The 20714-nt window shown below is 49.7% G+C and carries 17 protein-coding genes; 12 read left to right on the plus strand and 5 right to left on the minus strand.

The window, feature by feature from the left end; all coding sequences use genetic code 11:
* Nucleotides 1–21 precede the first annotated feature (21 nt).
* The 8 genes from B7982_RS12590 to B7982_RS12625 all read left to right on the plus strand — a co-directional run bounded on the left by B7982_RS12590 (nucleotide 22) and on the right by B7982_RS12625 (nucleotide 8753).
* Nucleotides 22–525 carry a hypothetical protein gene (locus B7982_RS12590; RefSeq protein ID WP_088661053.1) on the plus strand — a complete coding sequence of 168 codons (504 nt, stop codon included), beginning with the start codon at nucleotides 22–24 and terminating at the stop codon, nucleotides 523–525.
* The gene (locus B7982_RS12595) at nucleotides 526–1257 is read left to right on the plus strand and encodes a CIA30 family protein (protein ID WP_088661054.1); all 732 of its coding nucleotides are present in this window, start codon (nucleotides 526–528) and stop codon (nucleotides 1255–1257) included.
* Nucleotides 1244–2029, plus strand: a complete 786-nt coding sequence (locus B7982_RS12600; RefSeq protein WP_088661055.1) for a hypothetical protein — start codon at nucleotides 1244–1246, stop codon at nucleotides 2027–2029. The genes B7982_RS12595 and B7982_RS12600 overlap by 14 nt, the downstream gene beginning before the upstream one ends.
* Nucleotides 2007–3134 (plus strand): AI-2E family transporter, encoded by a 1128-nt coding sequence (locus tag B7982_RS12605; protein ID WP_088661056.1) that lies wholly within the window; start codon nucleotides 2007–2009, stop codon nucleotides 3132–3134. The genes B7982_RS12600 and B7982_RS12605 overlap by 23 nt, the downstream gene beginning before the upstream one ends.
* A 107-nt stretch (nucleotides 3135–3241) precedes the next feature.
* Nucleotides 3242–3544 (plus strand): HU family DNA-binding protein, encoded by a 303-nt coding sequence (locus B7982_RS12610; protein ID WP_072827891.1) that lies wholly within the window; start codon nucleotides 3242–3244, stop codon nucleotides 3542–3544.
* Between the two features lie 140 nt (nucleotides 3545–3684).
* Complete coding sequence (locus tag B7982_RS12615; protein WP_088661057.1) at nucleotides 3685–3873, plus strand: hypothetical protein; 189 nt, start codon at nucleotides 3685–3687, stop codon at nucleotides 3871–3873.
* A gap of 269 nt (nucleotides 3874–4142) precedes the next feature.
* Nucleotides 4143–7361 carry a carbamoyl-phosphate synthase large subunit gene (gene carB / locus B7982_RS12620; protein WP_088661058.1) on the plus strand — a complete coding sequence of 1073 codons (3219 nt, stop codon included), beginning with the start codon at nucleotides 4143–4145 and terminating at the stop codon, nucleotides 7359–7361.
* A 192-nt stretch (nucleotides 7362–7553) separates the two neighbouring features.
* Nucleotides 7554–8753, plus strand: coding sequence for a hypothetical protein (locus B7982_RS12625; RefSeq protein WP_158213011.1), 1200 nt, complete (start codon nucleotides 7554–7556; stop codon nucleotides 8751–8753).
* Nucleotides 8754–8770: 17 nt separating this feature from the next.
* Here B7982_RS12625 and B7982_RS12630 read toward each other — a convergent pair whose 3' ends face one another.
* The 3 genes from B7982_RS12630 to B7982_RS12640 all read right to left on the minus strand — a co-directional run bounded on the left by B7982_RS12630 (nucleotide 8771) and on the right by B7982_RS12640 (nucleotide 13115).
* The gene (locus B7982_RS12630; RefSeq protein ID WP_088661060.1) at nucleotides 8771–11104 is read right to left on the minus strand and encodes an AAA family ATPase; all 2334 of its coding nucleotides are present in this window, start codon (nucleotides 11102–11104) and stop codon (nucleotides 8771–8773) included.
* 210 nt (nucleotides 11105–11314) lie between these two features.
* Nucleotides 11315–12292, minus strand: coding sequence for a hypothetical protein (locus B7982_RS12635; RefSeq protein WP_233138547.1), 978 nt, complete (start codon nucleotides 12290–12292; stop codon nucleotides 11315–11317).
* Nucleotides 12285–13115, minus strand: a complete 831-nt coding sequence (locus tag B7982_RS12640; RefSeq protein WP_088661062.1) for a TIGR02147 family protein — start codon at nucleotides 13113–13115, stop codon at nucleotides 12285–12287. Before B7982_RS12640 ends, B7982_RS12635 begins: the two co-directional genes overlap by 8 nt.
* Nucleotides 13116–13337: 222 nt before the next feature.
* On the opposite strand from B7982_RS12640, the gene B7982_RS15085 reads away from it, so the two are divergent.
* Nucleotides 13338–14471, plus strand: a complete 1134-nt coding sequence (locus B7982_RS15085; RefSeq protein ID WP_233138548.1) for a GGDEF domain-containing protein — start codon at nucleotides 13338–13340, stop codon at nucleotides 14469–14471.
* 2 nt (nucleotides 14472–14473) lie between these two features.
* On the opposite strand, the gene B7982_RS12655 is transcribed toward B7982_RS15085, so the two are convergent.
* On the minus strand, nucleotides 14474–15664 hold the full coding sequence (locus tag B7982_RS12655) for an MFS transporter (RefSeq protein ID WP_088661063.1): 1191 nt from the start codon (nucleotides 15662–15664) through the stop codon (nucleotides 14474–14476).
* 51 nt (nucleotides 15665–15715) lie between these two features.
* On the opposite strand from B7982_RS12655, the gene B7982_RS12660 reads away from it, so the two are divergent.
* Nucleotides 15716–18436 carry a TIGR02171 family protein gene (locus tag B7982_RS12660; RefSeq protein WP_233138549.1) on the plus strand — a complete coding sequence of 907 codons (2721 nt, stop codon included), beginning with the start codon at nucleotides 15716–15718 and terminating at the stop codon, nucleotides 18434–18436.
* A gap of 13 nt (nucleotides 18437–18449) precedes the next feature.
* Here B7982_RS12660 and B7982_RS12665 read toward each other — a convergent pair whose 3' ends face one another.
* Nucleotides 18450–19610 (minus strand): class I SAM-dependent RNA methyltransferase, encoded by a 1161-nt coding sequence (locus B7982_RS12665; protein WP_014545559.1) that lies wholly within the window; start codon nucleotides 19608–19610, stop codon nucleotides 18450–18452.
* Nucleotides 19611–19725: 115 nt separating this feature from the next.
* Here B7982_RS12665 and B7982_RS12670 point away from each other — a divergent pair, with 115 nt between their 5' ends.
* Nucleotides 19726–20274 carry a TonB family protein gene (locus B7982_RS12670; RefSeq protein WP_088661065.1) on the plus strand — a complete coding sequence of 183 codons (549 nt, stop codon included), beginning with the start codon at nucleotides 19726–19728 and terminating at the stop codon, nucleotides 20272–20274.
* 14 nt (nucleotides 20275–20288) lie between these two features.
* Nucleotides 20289–20696, plus strand: a complete 408-nt coding sequence (locus B7982_RS12675) for a hypothetical protein (RefSeq protein ID WP_088661066.1) — start codon at nucleotides 20289–20291, stop codon at nucleotides 20694–20696.
* Nucleotides 20697–20714: the final 18 nt, after the last annotated feature.

Raw genomic sequence — 20714 nt, forward strand, 5'->3', positions numbered from 1 at the left:
AGAATTAACTATATTCAAAGTATGTGTAAATGTTCTTTTTGCGGTTCAGAAGTCGAGTCCCTCAGAATTGTCAATCTTGATCTGAGGATTTGCCCGAAGTGTTATTCCATTTATTTCCCGTGCAACCAGACGTTCGCCTTTTACGGAGGACTCTCGGACAAGACGCGTGAATTGTGGCTCAATGACTTGAACAAGAAAAACGTGCAGGACCCGCCCTGCGAAAATCCGGTGTGCATCGATCACGGTAAACCGCTTGTGAAAGGCAAACTTCCGCATTACGGTTTCGATGGCTACGTGACGACTTGCTGCGAAACGTTCCATATGCCTCCTTCGACGGTGAAACAGCTTTTGCAGTGGTCCCTGGATATCAAGGCGGCTCCGCAGGCAAAAGAAGGCAAACACCACTTTTTCTTTATCCATTGGATTGATTCGCTTGTGAACAAGCTTTTTGGAGAAAAGCCTGTGGAAGAAGATCCGCTGGATTACATTCAGTACAATAGAACTTTAAGGAAATTTTTTGAGTAAATGAAAAAATCATATACGATTTTAGCAATCATTGCGATTATTGTTGTTGCCATCTATGTAATGCTTCCGAAAGAGCGATTTGCTGAAACTGTGTTTCCACTAGGGGATGGTGCAAAAGTATCTGCTTACGACGATAATGCAGACGGGGGTACGTCTGTGGTCCAGTTTAAATCTTCGGATTCTCTAGCGTCGTTCCAGTGCGCGTTGGGCATGGACGAAAAGAAATCGGCCTGGTGCGGGCTTGTTTTTGACTTTGACCCGAATGGCGAAAAGAAGTACCACAACTGGAAAAATGTCGATACGCTTTATCTGGATATCGATATTGCGGGGACGAGTGAAGTCAACGTAAAGACGTGGACTTATGACCCGGATGTGACTGATTTGTCGAATCCGAGTTCGTTCAGAATGCTCTTGAAGGAAGTCCCTGTTAAATCGGGACGCAACCAGATTGCCATCCCGTTCGAACAACTTTACATTCCTGATTTCTGGTACGACAATTTGGGCGTGAAGCGTTCCCGTAACCGTCCGCATCACGAAAGTGTTGCACGCGTAGAAATCTCGGCCGGCTGGAACCAACCGCGCGGGAAGAATTTTGTTGTCAATGTCCGTGAAATTACGGTGAGCGGGACGAGCAACAGGGCTTATGGTATATTCCTGTTTATTATTCTTGGACTTATGATCGTGGCGATTGGACGCAGCCACCCAGTGAAGGAGTACGATGAAAAAAAGTAGGTGGATTGGAATCTCGATTTTCCTAGTCCTGCTTATTGCTTGGGGCTTTTTCTATTCACGCTGTGGGGGAGTGACGGTGGAGTTTTTCCCTGAGCGGACGTTCGATGTTTTCCCGCTAAACGATAGCGCTGTCGGTGGATTTTCGACAAGTGAAGTCCAGCTGACGGATACGCTCCTGATTTCATCGGTCGTGATTCATTCGGGGAAGGCTTTTACTTATGCGGGTGTTGGCTTTAACCTAAAGTCTAAGGATAAACGCCCCGGTAGCGTTTTTGACCTGACGAAGTTTGATTCCTTGGAAATCCATGTCGCATCGAAGCGCATGAATTCTATGAAACTTCGCATTTTGACGGATGACCCTGTCTATACGCGTAATGGCGATTATGCAACGCTTCGCGTCTTGGAAAAGGAAATCCCGTCGGCGCCTTACTTGCTGATGGGCGGCTCGAAGGAACGCTTTGCGGTGAGCAAGTTCTCGCTGAGCGAATTTCGAGTGCCGGAATGGTGGCTTTCGCAGCAGGGGCTTGAAGAAGATGACGGCAAGACCTATCTGAATCGCGGCTCGTTTTTTGAAATTGTGAGCGGCGGATCGACGCTTCGCGGCATTCCGGATGAAATGGAAATCCGCTATGTGCGCCTCTGGGGTGCAAATGAAGACCAAAAGAAAACGATGCATATAGTGCTCGGGGCCATTCTCTTTGCACTTGTGCTATTTTTAGTGTGTTCTGCGAAGTCATGCAGGAGGGAAAATGCAAAGAAATTGGACGCTTGATAGGGTAATGCGCTATGTGCTGATTGCTGTAGCAGTTGCTGTATCTCTTGTAGTTTTGAATTATTTGAGCGGTGTCTTGTTCCCGTTTTTTGCGGCGTTCTTGATTGCCTATATTATGGACCCGCTTGTCTGTAGATTGCAAATAAAATTCCGCTACCGCGTCATTGCGGTTGTGGTCGTGCTATTAGGTGCCGCTGTGATTATTGGCGGTTGTATGTATTTCTTTATTCCAAAGGTCGTGCACGAAGTCCAGTACTTGGGAACGCTTATTTCGCGAATCTTTACGGACTCGACTTGGAGTGATAGAATCATGACGTTCTTGCCTGCAGATACGTGGGCGTCCGTGAAGACGATGATTTCTTGGAACAGCATTGCAGAAGCGATGGAATCGCTTGATGTGTGGAGCGTTGTCCAGACTGTTTCGGACCGCATTCTTCCTGGCGCTTGGGACATTCTCTCGAAAACGTCGACAGTGTTGATGGGCGTGTCCAGTGCGGCTGTTGTATTCATGTACCTTGTCTTCATTATGCTTGACATGCATAAAATCAGAAAGGGCATCCGCCGTTTAATCCCGAGACGCTACCGCCGCGAAGCGGGTGAATTCGCTAGTTCTACGGACAAATTTATGGGCACGTACTTCCGTGCTCAATCCATGGTCGCCTTTACGGTTGGCGTTTTGTATGCAATCGGCTTTAGCGTGATGGGACTCCCGATGGGCATGGCGTTTGGACTGTTTTCGGGCGCCTTGAACATGATCCCCTATATGCAGTTGACGACGATTCCGTTGGCCCTACTGCTAGCGGTGGTTTACGCTCTAGACAAGGGAATGCCGTTCTGGGAAGTGGCTGTTATCATCCTTGCGATTTACCTTGTTGTGCAGATTATCCAGGACTTCTTCTTGGTGCCGCACATCGTCGGTAAGTCCATGAATTTGCCGCCTGTAGGGATCCTTCTCTCGCTCTCGATTTGGGGCAAGTTGCTCGGCTTCTTGGGACTATTGGTGGCGATTCCCTTTACATGCATTTGCCTTGTCTATGTAGAGAAATTAAGGACTAAAGCCGACCAATACGTGGAAGATGTGGGCAGACTGGCTCCCAAGGCTTGATTTTATGGGGTTTTAAAAACTTTTTTCAAATAAAAATATTCTTATCTAAGAAAAAAAAAGTATAATATTACCAAACAATTCACAAATCTGACTCAAGGAGTTAAAAAATGAACAAACAAGATCTCATTGAAGCCGTGCTCGCTAACAAGGAAGCTGGCATTGAATCCAAGGCTGCTGCTGCTCGCGCAATCGACGCTGTCCTCGACGGTATCGCTGCTGGCATCAAGAAGGACGGCAACGTCCAGCTCATCGGTTTCGGTACTTTCTCTGTGAAGTCCCGTGCTGCACGTACTGGCCGCAACCCGCAGACTGGTGCTACCATCAAGATCAAGGCTTCCAAGACTGTCGGCTTCAAGGCTGGTGCAGCTCTCAAGGAAACCGCTGCTAAGAACAAGCCGGCTAAGAAGTAATCTCTCTGAGCTAGATTTGCTTTTTGCAAAGGTTGGGTCGCTTTCGGGCGGCCCTTTTTTGTTGCTGAAAAATTGTTGCTGAAAAATTTATTGAGAAGAGTTTATTATATTGAGAGATAATAACTTAGAGGTTTTGTACAATGCGTAAATTGTTGAGCTTGCTTATTGTGACATCGGTCCTTGGAATTGTTGCTTGTGCAGCACCGGATGATGCTGATTATGAAACGCTTCGTGAAAAATGCAAGAACAATCCGTCGCTTCCGGAATGCCAGGATGAAGATGACTGGGGCGGAAGTGATGATGGCTCTTCGTCGGGCGACGATTTTTAGTACCCGCTATTGAAAGGATCTATCACTTATTCTATATTTGCGCAAGTTTAAGTCTTTGTGAAATAGGAAAGTGATGAACGGAATGCTCAAAAACGCTAAGCGCAATTGCGACATTATGCATGTCGCGCCGTTCGCTACTATTTCTATTTCCATTTTTAGTTTTATTGCTGGACTTTTTAGTTCAGCAATTTTTTTATTCCTACGTCATTGCGAGCGTAGCGAAGCAATCCAAGTTTTTAATAAATAATTAGTCAACGGAGATAAACAAAATGAAGATTGAAGGCATCGACAAAGTCCTTATCATCGGTTCTGGCCCGATTGTGATCGGTCAGGCTTGCGAATTCGACTATTCCGGCACTCAGGCTTGCAAGGCCCTGCGCGAACAGGGTTACAAGATTGTGCTCGTGAACTCTAACCCGGCTACCATCATGACCGACCCGGTCATGGCCGATGCCACCTACATCGAACCGCTGAACGTCGCCCGCCTCACCCAGATTATCGAAAAGGAACGCCCGCAGGCTCTCCTCCCGAACTTGGGCGGTCAGACCGGCTTGAACCTTGCCTCTGCTTTGAGCAAGGCTGGCGTGCTGGACAAGTACGGCGTGAAGGTCATCGGTGTGAACCTCGACGCTATCGAACGCGGCGAAGACCGTGAAATCTTCAAGGAAACCATGCAGAAGCTCGGCATCGATACTCCGCGCTCTGGCATTTGCCACTCTGTGGAAGAAGCCGAAAAGATCGTGTCCGAAATCGGTTACCCGGTTGTCGTTCGCCCGGCATACACCATGGGTGGTGCAGGCGGCGGTTTCTGCTACAACGTGGAAGAACTCCGCACCATTTGCTCTAACGGTCTTGAACTCTCGATGACGCACCAGTGCCTTATCGAAGAATCCATCCTCGGTTGGGAAGAATTGGAAGTCGAAGTGGTCCGCGATTCCAAGAACCAGATGATCGCCATCTGCTTCATCGAAAACATCGACCCGGTGGGCGTGCATACCGGCGACTCCTTCTGCGCAGCCCCGTTCCTCACCATCGACAAGAAGCTCGAAGAAGAACTGAAGGAAAAGGCCTTCAAGATTGTGGAATCTATCGGCGTGATTGGCGGTACCAACGTGCAGTTCGCTCACGACCCGAAGACGGGCCGCGTGGTGATTATCGAAATCAACCCGCGTACCTCTCGCTCCTCCGCTCTTGCTTCCAAGGCTACCGGCTTCCCGATTGCCCTCATTTCTGCAAAGCTCGCCGCAGGCCTCACCCTCGACCAGATTCCGTACTGGCGCGACGGAAGCCTCGAAAAGTACACCCCGAGCGGTGACTACGTTGTGCTCAAGTTCGCCCGCTGGGCATTCGAAAAGTTCCGCGGCGTCGATGACTGCCTCGGCACCCAGATGAAGGCCGTGGGCGAAGTCATGGCTATCGGCAAGACCTACAAGGAAACCCTCCAGAAGGCTATCCGCGGTCTCGAAAACGGTCGTTCCGGCCTCGGCTTTGCGAAGGACTTCAACAAGAAGAGCAAGGAAGAACTCCTTGAAATGATGAAGACCGCTTCTTCCGAACGCCACTTCCAGATGTACGAAGCCATCCGTAAGGGCGCTACCGACGAAGAAATCTTCGCCGCCACTTACGAAAAGGCTTACTTCGTGCAGCAGATGCGCGAACTCGTGGAACTCGAAGAAGAAATGCTCAAGACTCCGGGCCGCCTCCCGGCTGATGAACTCCTCATCAAGGCCAAGAAGGACGGCTTCAGCGATAAGTATATCGCCAAGATCCTCGGCATCCGCGAAAAGGACGTGCGCAAGAAGCGTACGGAACTCGGCGTGGTCGAAGGCTGGTGTGCCGTGCCGGTGAGCGGCGTGAAGGACCAGTACTACTACTACAGCACCTACAACTGCAAGGACGAATCTACCGCTTCCAACAACCCGAAGAAGATCATGATTCTCGGCGGTGGCCCGAACAGAATCGGCCAGGGTATCGAATTCGACTACTGCTGCTGCCACGCTGCAATGGCTCTTCGCGAGATGGGTTACGAAACCATCATGGTGAACTGCAACCCCGAAACGGTTTCTACCGACTACGATACTTCCGACAAGCTCTATTTCGAACCGGTCAGCCTCGAAGACGTTCTCCAGATTTACCACAAGGAAAAGCCGGCTGGCGTGATCGTGCAGTTCGGTGGCCAGACCCCGCTGAACATCGCCCGCGCATTGAGCGACGAAGGCGTCAAGATTCTCGGTACGAGCATCGACTCCATCGACATCGCTGAAGACCGCGACCTGTTCCGCAAGATGATGGATCAGCTCGGCATCCCGATGCCGGAAAGCGGCATGGCCACGAACATCGACGAAGCCCTTGCCTGCGTCAAGCAGATCGGTGGCTACCCGGTGATGATCCGCCCGAGCTTCGTGCTCGGCGGCCGCGGCATGGAAGTCATCTACGACGAGAACATGCTCCGCGAATACGTGGCGAAGGCCGTGGGCGTGACTCCGGATCGTCCGCTCCTCATCGACCGCTTCCTCCACAACGCTCTCGAATGCGAAGCCGATGCCCTCTCTGACGGCGAACACGTTTACATCCCGTCCGTGATGGAACACGTGGAACTTGCCGGTGTCCACTCCGGTGACTCCGCCTGCATCATCCCGCCGGTGACCATCTCTAAGGAAAACTTGGCAACCATCAAGGATTACACCAGGAAGATTGCTGAAGCCCTCCACGTTTGCGGCCTCATGAACATGCAGTACGCCATCGAAGACGGCAAGGTGTTCGTCCTCGAAGCGAACCCGCGTGCCTCCCGCACGGTGCCTCTGGTCTCCAAGGTTTGCAACACCCAGATGGCCCGCCTCGCAACCCGCCTGATGCTTGGTGCCAAGCTCGAAGACCTGAAGCTCAAGGACAAGAAGTTCAACCACCACGGCGCCAAGGAAGCTGTGTTCCCCTTCGATAAGTTCCCGAAGGTGGACCCGGTTCTCGGCCCCGAAATGCGCTCCACCGGCGAAGTCCTCGGCCTCTCCGACGACTACTCCCTCGCTTACTACAAGAGCCAGGAAGCCGCAGGTTCCTTCCTCCCGAACGAAGGTGCCGTGCTGATTAGCCTCTCCGACAAGGTGAACCTCTCCGAACAGGCAATTGAAATCGGTAAGGAATTCCAGAAGCTCGGCTTCAAGATTTACGCTACCGAAGGTACCGCTAAGTTCTACGAAGCCGCCGGTGTCAAGTGCGAAGTGGTGAACAAGATTGCTGAAGGCCGCCCGAACGTTCTCGATATCATCCTGAACAAGCAGGTGAACCTCATCATCAACACGCCGTGGGCAAAGCGCGACGCCATCAAGGACGAAAGCGCTATCCGCAAGGCCGCCATCAAGTACAAGGTTCCGTACATCACGACGCTCGCCGGTGCCTACAACACCGTGAAGGGCATTGCGGCAGCTCGTAATGGTCATGGTGCTGTTAAATCTCTTCAGGAATATCACGCAAGCATCGAAGAGGTGTAACGCCTAATGTCACCCTGGAGCGAAGCGATAGGGGCCAAAACATTCAAAGGACTGCAGCGATGCAGTCCTTTTTTGCATATCATCCATGCTAATTTACCCCCCATCTCTTTTATCTATATTTTGCGTGGTTTAACGAGTGGTGTTTTGTACATTTATCCAATGTCCTTGTTTTCTCGTATTTTTTCTTTGTTAGTGTTCCTGGCTGCATTTGCAGAAGCGGTTGAAGTGCAGGTCATTGAAGGCGATAGACATGGCCCTCGAGACCTTTCGACCAAAAAGCTAAAGGCTATGACTACGGTCTATTTGGCGGAATTGGGCTATGTTCCTAGCCCGTATGTTAAAAAGGTTGGGGTTTCTTTTTCGTCATCGAATCCTATGATGCATCTTATACGGATGAAAAAGTTCTTGGCGGATGGTCAAATCGAAACGGATTCTTCTGTGGTCGCGGAAGTGGATGACGTTGACAACGCCGTGGAAACCATGCTCAAGATGTCTTTTGGAAAGGCTCCCAAGATTTACAAAGGCGAAAAACCGGACGAAGTATATTTTATGGATCCCGTATTTGTAGATGTTGAAGACAATAAGGCTAATCTTGCAACTCAAAGGGCGGAATCGGCTCTTGGGGTGCTTGGGTATAAGCTTTCTGAAAACAGCAACAAGGTCAATGTCCAGCTATTTCTGATAAAATTGAAAGATTATTATTGGGCGGGGATGGTGCGCTTGCACGGTTCCAAGGTTGTCAAGGGCGTTCATAAAAAGTTCTCGCAAGACGAAAATCTGCAATCCGTTGTTTATTCGTTGACGTGTTTGGTCATGAATCAGGATGTGGAGCCCGATAGCCCCAATACCGAAGTGGTGGATTACTCCAATACCCATGAGGCAAGCTGCCGTGCCACGCAATCTATGGCGGAATCAGGGGCTCCCGTCGGAGAAGTTGTTGCAGGACTTGTTTTCGATCTGTTGTGCTATCTTTCTGATTATGGTGGAATAGAAGTGGGTGCAGGCGGCAAGGACCTTTATGGTAAATGGTATCCGAATTTGCGCTTTGCCTTGGTGTGGGGTTTTTCGGATTATCATTCCTGGCTATGGGAACTGGATTATGCGGGCACTATGGGACAGACCCAATCTAGATGGGCGTTTGAATCGGTCCATAGATTCTCGCAGCGTAAGGGGCTCTTTGTCGATATCGTTTGGGGAGGCGCTTATGATAGATCGTATAAAGGTTGGTTCTTGGGTGGCGATATCGGGTATAACCTTTTAGCGTCTAGTTCCAAGTCTCATTGGCTTTCGTTGATGTTGCGCTACGATTGGACCTTGGGAAAGTCTTTTTCGAATTCTGGCCGAGTTTCGGTCAACTTGGTTTACGACCTTCGCGGTTATTACAGCGATTGACGTAAATGAGTCCCTCCCTACAGTCCCATCGTTCTTCCTTCGCGGCTATCCTTGTAGGCGATTTCGGACTTGAGTGCGTTCATGATGCGGTCGGCGGTGAGTTCGCTTGCGTCGTAGAATCGGAGCGTGCTGTAGACAGCGTTGAAGTCGCCCGGGGTGAGCATGCGGAGGTTCTTCACGGCTTCGGGCATTTGCACGTTCGGGAAGAATCCGTGCCACAGCGATTCGATGCCTTCGGACTTGAGATAACCGAATTTGACTTTGAGCGCAAAGCGTCTGCGCGATGCTGTGTCGAGTTCGCCTTCGAAGTTGGTGGCTGCAATGAAGATGCCCTTGAAGTTTTCCATCTGCGTGAGCATTTCGTTCACCTGGGTCACTTCCCAGTTGTGCGATGCTCCGCTACGGTCACGGATCAGACTGTCGGCTTCATCGAGGAAGAGAATGGCCTTAGACTCTTCGGCTTCCTTGAACATCTTGCGGATGGCCTTTTCTGTTTCACCGACGTAGCTGTTCAGCAAGTCGCTTGTGCGTTTGATGATGAGCTTGCGGCCGAGCGTGCGTGCGATGTGCTTGGCGAATTCCGTCTTGCCGGTGCCGGGGGCGCCGTAGAGGAGCATGTTGAGGCTATCCGGGCGGTCTCCGTCTTGCATCTGTTTCCACTTTTCGTCAAACGCGCTCATGACTTTTAGCACGTTTTTCATGTCAACATCGATGTTCAACGCGTCGAGCAGGTATGTGGGCGAACGGCTTTCCTTGTCGCGGTTGGCATAAACCATGTCCAAGTCCAAAAGTTCCGATTGCGCTTCGGCGATAGTGCGGATGGCCTTGATGGGGTCGATTTTGCAACCGGACTCCATGAGCTTTTTGGCGCCGACGATAGCTTGCGTGATGCCGCCTGCGGTAATTTGCAATTCTTCGGAGAATCGCTTCACGACTTCTTGCGGGATAATGGATGATGCGCTGTGTTCGCTGACAACGGATTCCCAGACTTGCAAACGCTTTTCGGCATCGGGGCGGTCGAAATGGATGGAGTAATTGAAACGGCGGAGCGTGCTGTTTTCAATCCAGCGCGTGGTATTCGAAATCCAGATGACGGGAACCTTGATCTGTTCGAGGAAGAAATTCAGAGAGCCTTTTTCGCAACAGTTGAGAATGACATCGGATTCATCCACGAGGAGAATCGCCTTCTTTTTCTGGAATTTTGTGGCTGCATAAAGGATGCTCCCCATGCGGCTGCGGACGACAGAGTTTTCCTTGCTTTCGCGGTGTTCACCGACAATGCTGATGTTTGTGAGCACGAGCGGGCGGTTGAGCTTTTTTGCAATCGCTTTGGCGAGTTCTGTTTTGCCGGTACCTTCGACACCGTAGAAGAAAAGGTTCAAGCCTTCGCCGACTTTGGCGTGCTTGATCATGTTGAAAGCCAATTCCACTTTCGGGTTATTGTTGCAGAGTTTCTTGAACGGGACGGAATCGCCTTCATAGACTCTAAAATAGAGGCTGTCCAGATCGTTGCCGGAATGACCATCGAGGAACGTGCCGATGCGCTTGGAAATGTCGAGGTCTTCGTCAAGGATGCCCATCTGCTTGAGCGTCCCCTTGTTCGAGACTGCGTTTTCGAAATCAACGTCTGGATAAAGCTGAGGGAAAATGTCCGGAAGCACAGCTCCCCTGAACCTGCGGGAACCGATTATCTCCAAAAGCGAACTGCATTGTTCCTTGTTGAAGAAAATCCACGAGAACATCATGATTTCCATTTCGTCGTCGGTCAGGTTGAACGACTTCTGCACGATTTCAAGGCGCTTGTAATACGCGTCGTGCACGTCTTTGTTCTCTTCCAGAAAGCCGAGCAGTTCACGGACGATGCTATCGTAGAAAACCTTTTGCGATTGCTGGTCAAAAATGCCTTCGCCGCACAGGTAATTGCGCACGAAATCCGTGATTTCGCGGACGGAGCAGGAACGGTCAATGACGTCGTTGAATCGTACGACAGCCATTTGGCGGCGCTGGTAGGCGACGCTCATTTCTTCGCTCTCTTCGTTGCAGCGGAGTCTCTTGCCGGCATAATTGCCGTTCGATTCCTTGATGAAGCGCTTCTTGGCGTTAATCGGGAGGCTGTCTTCTTCGGCGTTGAGCTTTTCGAAATGTTCAGAGAGGTCTTTTAGCACGCGGGAGGCACGTTCTTTGGAGATGATGGCGATGCAGTCGTCGGCATCGGGGTAGCTCTTGCAAATCCGCATCATGCGAATCCAGTATTCATAGCTCTTGAGCGTTACGAAATCGAGCTCAAAGTTTTTGCGGGTGCACTCAGTATTCAGGGAATTTAAAACGCGACCGAAGTAATTTTCTCTCATAAAACCTCCTTTAAACGGCAAATTTTCTCATAGCAAACACCTAAAACCGCAATTATATATCGTTTTGCCTATCGAATCTGTAAAACGAAACGGTTGCTTTTTTTTTGCCGTAATTTTTTATGGCTACAATATAGATTTGGGATGCGACAAATATCGTCGTATCCCAATGCTATGCAAAAACGGTCGCAAAACCGCTACAAATGTTTTTTTCTATTTGAGTTTTTTACTGATGTACTCGTCGTAGTCGACTGTACCGCACTTCATGGATTCGTTGAGCTTGAATGTTATGTCGATTTTTGGACTTTCTGAAAGCTCTCCGCAGTATTCGAACAGGAATCCGACGTGCATGTCAAACGGGCGTGCTTCGTAGGCACAGTTGTCATGGACTTCTGTGATGGCGATGGTGTCCTTTGAAATCTTGGTAAGCACGTGTACAGCGGGCGATGTGTCGATAACGTTTAGTACATAGAGCGGGCACCCGTCCTGAGTTCTTGAAACAGCTCCGTTGTTTTCATAGAGCTTGTTGCCCATGTTCATGGCTGTTCTTAAAAACAGTACGCCTAATCCACTGGCGTTTTCAGCGGTAAGCTTGTGCAGCCCGAGTTCTCTCAGCTTTGCGATGCTTGGACTTTCAAAACATGTTTCTTGTGATGCGTCGCAACTTTTAAAAGTCACGTTGTAGCCGAGGACGTTGTCGTCGTAAGAGACATCGGTGATATTGTAATTTTTGAGATAGTCGTCAAGCGTGTATGCAGACGCCCCGTCTGAACCGCAATAGCATTTTGCGTCGCCTTGGCAATGACAATCGGGGTTGCCGAAACTAGGTGCGCCGCCACTGCTGCCGGCTCCGCTATTTCCGGGAACGGAATCGGATAAGGAGGGAGTCGGGTCTATCGTGATTGGCACAAAACCGTCGTATTCCGATTGGGACGACGATGAATTATTTGTGGTTGGTGACGGGACTGATGAGGCGCTACTTGTGATAATAGGAAAATCGTTTGGTGTTTCTAGAGATTTGCCGGAATCCGATTCGATGGAGCGGTCTGTGGAACTGCTTGACTGCGTCCCATAGGCGAACTGGTTTGGCTCTTCGGCAGTTCCGGCTATTTTGTCAGAACAGGCCGAGAGGCTAAATGCGGAGAATGCCGCGACGCATATAGTCAAGAATTTATTGAACAACTTAGTCATTGCCATTCTCCTTCGCCTTTCTTGTGAGAGGGAATAACTGTAAATTTAGTCTATAAACTTGATCGATGTTTTTGTCGCCTGCGGCAATGCTCACGATTTTGCGGCGGCATTCGTCGAGCTCCTTGACGATTTGTTCGTAAGAGTCCTTGGATATGCCCATAGTGACACCGGAGAAGTTGCGCTCAGTGCGGGCGAGGTCGAGCGAATTGGCGGCGATTTTGGCCATTTCGCGGTGCATATCGCGGATGGCAAGCTTAGTTGCTTCGGGGGAACCCTTGATGGACGTTTCTGTCTGGGAGTATGTGTTTTCTCCCTCTTTTTTGAGGAACCCTGCCTTGACCAAAAAATCAAGGGACTGCTTGATGTCTGCGGCGGAAACGTCCGTGTAGCACATCTTGGCAAGTTCACCCGGAGTGGCGCCTGGCATAAGCGGGGCGAGTTCTCGTAAGACTGGGTTTCGCCAGCTTTCGTAAAATTCAAACAGGTCGCCTTCGACGACTCTGACTTTGTGGACTCTTGCGATTTCGAGCATTTCTTCGTAGGCGGCTTTCTTTTTCACTTCGTCCGTTTCTTGGCCGAAGTTCACCATCGCCCTGAAGTAGTCCATCTCGAATCCGACAAGCCCCATGGCTTGCCCGGTGCGCTCGACTCCGATACGGCTTAAATTGCTTTTCCCGTCGCAGACGACCTTCATGTATGAAGATGAGGTAAAGCCTGCGGCTTTGGAAAATTCACGCCACGAGAAAACATGGCGGAGCTTGCGCTCTTCATAAAAGTCGCGCATGTACTGTCGGAAGTCGGAGTATTCGATAATTGCTTTCATCACTCCTAAATATAAATTGAATTTTACGGAAAAGCAATGTTTTTATAAAACGGAAATTTGCAAAAATGAGCTAAAATGGCGTTTTTGATTAAAAATTTGTGTACTTGTGTTGTATATGCAACGTTTGCGGCTTTCGGACTCGCTTTGTGATGGAAATTATGTTTTTGAGAATAAACAGGGATTTTTGTCCTAATGTAATAGAAATAGAGTATTTTTGTAACTATGAGCGTTTTTGGATTTTATGTCGAAGTCAATGCGGGATGCGTCGTGATACTGCTGCTGCTTTTGTACAGTATCAAGAGACTCCCGACTCCGCAGGTCAAGTATGAACTTTTCCAGACGCTTGTGCTTTGGCATATTGTCTATTTCATAAGTGACTCTGTTTGGGCGCTTGTGAACGATGCTACTATCCCGAAAAATACGTTTACTGTCTTGGCGGTGAATTATTTCAATGCCATTATTATGCCGGTTGTCGCGTATAACTGTTTTATGTTTGCTGAAATCAGCACGCGCCCGGAAATGACTCGCATGCAGATTGAACGGTTCCGGTGCAAATTGCGTATCCCGATTATCGTGCAGTTTGTGGCGTTGCTCATTTCTTTTTGGATTGCTCCCGACTTTTGGCTTGATGACCGGCTAGAACCCATTGGCTTTTATTATTTCATCTTAGCATTCTTGCCGTTAATTTATTGGATGGCGGGAACTATTCGAGGATTGCTCCGTACGCGAACTATGCTGAACAGGGCTAATCTTGGAACGTATCTGATTGTGGCGAGTTATACGCCGGGTGTGTTGGTGGCGGGCGGTGCTCAGGTTCTCTTTGCATTGACGACTCCGATTTTCTGCTTCTGGTGTACCGCAATTATTTTGTTTGCGTATTTGCATATGCAAAACCAGCTGATTTCGACGGATTCATTGACGATGCTCAATAACCGCAATCGTCTGCATGATTATTTGCACCAGCCACGTGAAGAGAAGAACTCTTTTGTGATTATGGTGGACGTGGACCACTTTAAGCAAATTAACGATACTTACGGCCATGCCGAAGGAGACCGTGCGCTCATTATTGTTTCGCAGGCGCTCAAGAAGGCTTGTGAACGCTTGGGATCTTCGATGTTCCTCTGCCGTTATGGTGGCGACGAGTTCTTGATGATTGCGCAGACGGAAGTCCCGGACGATGTGGTTAAGGAAGTCCGCGGTTGCTTGCAAGAAGAAGTCGCAAAGCAGGGCGTGTCACGCTCCTATAAGATTGAGGCGAGCATGGGCTTTGCCCGCTGGGATGGAAATCCTGAAAGCTTCAAGGAAAGCATGATCAACGCCGACAAGAGAATGTACGAAGACAAGCGCTTGGCGTAGTCTTATCCCTCAAGCTTGTTTTTCAAATAATGCCTTGAGGTGTAGGCGAGGAACATGACGTCGGCGATAGCGAGTGCGATGCCGCAGACGAAGAACACTTGCTGGTGCATCCCGAAGTGGTTCGCCATGGCGCCGCCTACGAGAATTCCTGTTCCAATGCCGATGTCCCATCCCGAAAGGTAGGTGCTGTTTGCCGTGCCGCGCTGGTCGTGGCGGGCGAGGTTCACGCACATAGTCTGGTAGCCGGGGAAGATAAGTCCGAGGCTTGTTCCGATAAGGAATGCAGACAAGAAGAACGTAATGGGCCCGTGGCTAAAGGCGAGGATAAAGTAGGCGATGACGATCAGCGTCATTCCGGAACCCACAAGATGAATCAGATAACCGCGGTCAATCAAGCGGCCTGTCATGATGCGGTTCAAGATGAGGCCTGTGGCGATGAGCGCGTAGAACCAGCCCGTGCCGCCAATGCCAAGTTCATTGGCGTAAATGGCGATGTAGTTTGTGACCGGGCCGTACGCAAATCCGACGAAGATGAAATTTGCAAATTGCGGAACCGCGCGCGTGAGGAAAAATCGGTCGAGCGAAAGCGGGGCGCAGACCTTCTTTTCACGGGGCTTCACCTTGAGCGTCTGCACAAGCACAAGTCCAATCACGCAAAGGATTGTAGAAATGGCAAAAACGATCCCGTCGCCGAATGCTTCGTAAAGAAACATTCCGGTCATGGGACCGGTGGCGAAGGCCAAGTTCACGCTGATCCCGAAATACCCGATGCCTTCGCCTCGGCGACTTGCGGGCAGAGCATCAATAGCCACCGTATTACTTGCGGTACTCGAAATGCCAAAGAACAGCCCGTGTGCAAAACGCACGACCGCTAGAATCGGCAATAGTCCGACCGTCTTATAGCCTAAAAAGCAGAGCGTAAATGCGAAAAACGTCCAAAAGTATAGCGGCTTTCGGCTGAACGTATCGACGAGAAATCCGGCAAACGGCCTGCAGACGAGCGCGCCAATCGTGTAGAGCGAAATGATGAACCCTGCGGTTGCGTTGTCTGTCTGGAACTTGTCGATGATGTACAACGGCAAAATCGGCAATAGCTGGTAAAAGCTAAAGAACAGCAAAAAGTTCGCCGCAGCGACTGTAATGAACGTGCGGGTCCAAAGTGTATTATCGGGCGTGTTGGATTTTGTTAGCATGTAAGCAAAAAATAGTATATTGAGGGTATGGAGAAAATTATTCGAATTTTAATGTTGTCTTTTTTGACAATTGCGGTTGCTACATCCTGTTCGGACGATAGCCATTCAGGGGACAATAATTCTGTGGCGCCGGAGCAAGACGAACTGAACGTCGACGGCTTTGTCTATGTGCAGGCTAAGGGCAAAAAGACGACGCTTGGGACGGATGACGTTTCTGCCAAAACGTTGGAACGTCCGAAAATGACTGCTGAGTTTACCTATGATTTTTATATCGGTCGCCACGAAGTTATCTGTAGAGACTTCAATGACTTGATGCGCAAAGAAACGGGTGTGAAGCTCTCTTGCAAACAGGATTCTTTGCCTGCTGCAAACGTGACGTTTTACGATGCCGTCTTGTATGCAAATGCTTTGAGCAAAAAACATGGGCTTGATACGGCATATGATTATACGAGTGCCGAATTTGATTCCGAAAAGCATTGTGTCAAGATGAAAGGTTACAAGTTCAATCCGCAGAAGAAAGGCTTTAGATTGCCGACCGAAGCGGAATGGATTTTTGTTGCGTCGAAAAACTGGAAAACGGAACAAAGCTGGAATGGGGCTAACTCGGGTTCGACAGCGCATCAGGTATGTACTTCCAAGAATGCAGGGAATATCTGCGACATGGCGGGGAACATGCTCGAACTTGTAAATGACCGCTATGCCACTTTTAGGGATACGACTGTATCCAATTTTGTGGGCTCGATTGATGGCGATGCCATTGGTTCTTGCGTGGTGAAGGGCGGTAGCTACTTGAGCTCCCCGACGGCGATGTATTTGTATAGCAGGGGAGATACTTATCCTATCTTGAGTTCGACAAAGGGTGATTACATCGGGTTCCGCTTGGTGAGTGGTGAAATCCCGGATGCAACGTGGTTTACGGATAACGGAAGCACCGTGTCTGCTCCGATTACGCCGCTAATCCAGCCGTCTGAACTGCGACAGCTTACAAGTTCTTATAATGTAAAGCTTGCGTTCCGAAATGACATCAGCGGGAACTTGGCTTATGTGGACTTTGCTAAAACGGCGAAGGTTGTTGAAATTGAAGATAAAATAGATGTCTATCACCCGGATATTTCTCCGGATGGTAAGCATGTGGCTTTCTGCACGTCGATGGAAGGCGTGCTGAAGGAATCTGAAGTCTATGTCCGCGACTTGAATGAATCGGGAAGCAACCTAGTGAAGTTGCCGGTGGAAAATGCGGCGGTCCCGCGCTGGCGTGTGAACCCGAATGGCGATACCGTGATTGTGTACGTGACTTCGGCAAGGAACAATAAAGGCGAAGAATTTATGAAGGAGAGCACGTGGCAAGTCAAGTTCTCGAAGGGCAAATTTGGAACGCCGCAAAAGCTTTTTGACGGCGCTTACCATGGCGGTGTCGAAAAGGATAATAGCTTTGGAATTTCTTCTTCGACGTTGTTGCGTGCGCATTTGACTGATGTGCTTACGGGTACAGATGTGATTTGGTACAATGGCGAACAGGCGTGCAATGCGTCTCTGACGAAGGACGGAACGAAGCGTACGCTGTTCCTTGATTTTGGTGGTACGCGTGGACGCGATTTTGTGGGCGTGAATTATGGCGTTCACGAACGAATTCTCGTAGCGGATAGCACGGGGCATTTGGTGCGCACGGTGGCGTCTCCTGCGAAATACACGTTTGACCATACCGAATGGGCTGTAGGTATGTTGAACGGTGAACCGAGCAATTTGATTGTCGCAAGCCTTACGGATTACAATGGGGCGCATCGCCAGCTGGCGCTTGTGAACTTGGACAATGGTGACGTGACTCCGCTTGTGGAAGGCGAGGAACTTTGGCACCCGTGCTTGTGGGTTTGGCAAGATGGTGAAGACCACCCGAAGCCGACCGTGGATGTGGATAGTGCCGGTGCGTATTACGACAACAATGCACCGAGCCCGTACCCGTTTGCGGTGGTTGAGCTGGGCATGAGGTTGCAATCGTTCTGGAATCAGAGCGACAAAATTGAAGTTGCGACTTTCGGTAGCTCGATGCTTTTGAACGCCGTGATTGAAGATTCCATCAAATCTTACAAGGTGATTAACATGGGTGTGACTTTGTCTGATATCCACCTGTTTGATTACCTGATTCGTAATTATGCAATCCCGTATGCACCGAAACTCAAGTACGTTGTGATTGAACTTTCGCCGGGATTCCTTTACAGGACCTACAATGAAATGACGGGGCCGGTTCTTGAAAATTCTCCGGGCATCCGCTATGACGAAAATCACTTGTCAAACGCTACGAAAAATGAAATTGCGGCGCTCAGTCAGGAACAGCAATTCCCGCAGGTGTTGCTTGGACAGCAGTATTTAGAAGGAACATTCCTGTTGCCGGTGGGCGAGTGGGGCGTGCCGATTGTGAATGTGGATCTTTCTCTGTTGCCGTTCGATTCGCCGTCCTTGCAAGAGAACTTGGAAAAGATTAAGGCGCTGAAAAAGTTTACAGATTCGAAGGGCGTCAAGCTGATTGCCGCGATTCCGCCACGCAACCCGGGTTACAAGGATACAGAGGCGTTCGACCCGTATGGCCCGAGTTGGGATGATGCGCATAAGATTATTGATGCGGTGAAAAATATGGGCATCGAGATTTTCGATGAATATAAAGATGGCCATCACGACTATTCAGACGAGATGGCCAATAATCCGAATCATGTGAGCTATCTAGGGGCGGCTCAGTTCAGTGTAAGGCTTGATGCCTTCCTGAAGAAATTGAAATAGGACGCGGTACCTATTACTTTTTCTCAAGTGCGACGAGCGTTTCGAGGTGCGGCGTGCCGGGGAACAGGTCCATCGGCAGCACTTCCTTGACGCGGTAGCCGTAACGTTCCCATTCGGCGAGAGCTGCTGGGATTTCGTCGGTGCCGCAGAAAATGTGGAGCACGCGCACAGGCTTACGCATCGCGAGAGCGCGGATGACGCCCGGTTCAGTTCCCTTGCGCGGCGGGTCCAACAAAATGCGTTCCGGTTCGCCAGGGATCGGCCGCGGAAGTCTCATTTGCACAAACGTCTCGTCAATCTTGCCGGCGATGAACTTGTAGTTCTTCTTCAAGAATCTTGCAGAAGCCTTCGCACAGTCGATGGACGGACCTTCCCATTCCACACCGAGAACGGACTTGGCGGCTTCACCGAGAGCAAAGCTGAAGAGACCGTAACCGCAGTAAAGATCTAAGAAATGGTCGCCCTTTTCAAGACCAAGCAAGCGGCTTGCGGACTTGATGAGGTTGTGGATCTGGCTTTCATTGATCTGGCTGAATCCCGTTACCGGGTACTTGAGCCTGAAATGGCCGAGGTCAAGCGAGAGTTCGCGCGGGCCGTAAAGTTGCTTGAAGTTGAGCGTGTCTGTCGGGCGCTTTGCTTCGAGATAGTAGTTGGAACCAGTCGGGTCCACGTAGGCATGTGCTGCGGTCACGTGGTACGGGCTCTGCTGCAAGACTTCGGAAATCTGCTTGAGCTTGCGCACGATGCTTGCGTCCAGCTTTTTCACGTTGAAAATCACGATGCGGTACTTGTACGTGCCGCGGATGATGAGCCAGTTGAGCGCGTAAGCGAGCGGCTTGTATGCCGGCGTGATGAGCTTGTCGAACAGCAGACGGTAAATAGCGTTGTGTTCTTCGGGCTCCAAGATGCTATCGTATTCGTTAAAGCGGAGGTCGCCCGGCTTCATTTCAACTTGGCGCTTGGACGTCGTGCGATAATTGCGCGGCATGGGACTAGCCACAATCGGCTGCGGACCGCGTGCAAGGCGGTTGACTTCCCAAAATTCGCGGATGGCTTCGTTCTTGACCTTAAGTTCGTCCTTGTAATCGAGCGGAGCGAGGGTCTCGCCGTAGGCGGAATCCGATTCCTTCGTATAATTCGGGAGGTTATGGGCTATTGCTTGTTCAAAAAACATGAAATCCTCTTTTTCTAACCTCAAATTTAAAAAGTTCCCGGAAAGTTTAAAGTGGATATTTATATTATCTACTGGTAGCCCAAAAATTTTGGCATAAAATGAGTTGGAGAATCTTATGAAAACGCCTTTTTTCTTGAAATTTGCCGTAATTATTGTCGCTGGTATCCTTGCGGCTTGTGCCGGTAATTCGCAGCAACCAGTAAGTGAACCTGTACCAACAACTGCAACGCCGCATGATGAGTCTGCTTCTGAAAGTAAGGTGGCTGAAGCTCCAAAGGATACATCGAGTGCTCAAGGACGTTCCTCCGAAAAGATCATGGAGGTTGTCAGGGCTAATACCCCGAATCGTCTGAAACCTTTGTACAATAATTTCTTGCGGACAAATCCAGGTTTTGAAGGCAAGATTACGGTGAAGTTTAAAATACTCCCGGATGGCAATATAGAAACGGGAGAAATTGTCAGTGCAACCACGAATTTTCCTGAATTTGAAAAGGCCGTGCTGAATGATATTTTGCAGTGGAAATTTGATGCGGGGGATTATAAGAATTGTACCGTTACGATTCCGTTTACGTTTGCCGATGATGGTAAGCCTGCTAAAAAAGCCCCGGTCAATCAGGGACCGGCCGAAGATGCGTGGTATGGCGCTAGCCAGGGCTGGTATTAATCAAAAGGAGTAGTATGAATTATTTTAGTTTGTCTGTTGTTTCTTTGGCGTTGGTCTTTGTAGCTTGCGATGATGGTAATTCTGCCACTCAGGCAGATGAACCTTCGCCGTCGCTAGAAACAGAGGGTGTTGCTAAAACTTGCATTGAACTGCCGGCTTGCGATGCTATGGTCAAGTCCGACGTGAACACTTGGCACTTTGTGCGTAAGGACGCGTTCGGTGACGATGCCGAATACACCTACAAGGCTGATGGCCGAGACCTGATTGTGACCATCAAGGACGCTCATGGTTCAACCGATACCAAGACTTATTCCATGTACAATATGGAATCTGAAGTCGGAGTGGAGATGGCTTATAGTGCGGCGAAAGCCACCTGCAGGGACGGTGGCGGCAACGACAGGAAGACGAAAGTGTGCTCTTGATGGTGTTGCGAAAAATTT

This window comes from Fibrobacter sp. UWB2, from assembly GCF_002210425.1.
Classification (GTDB): domain Bacteria; phylum Fibrobacterota; class Fibrobacteria; order Fibrobacterales; family Fibrobacteraceae; genus Fibrobacter; species Fibrobacter elongatus.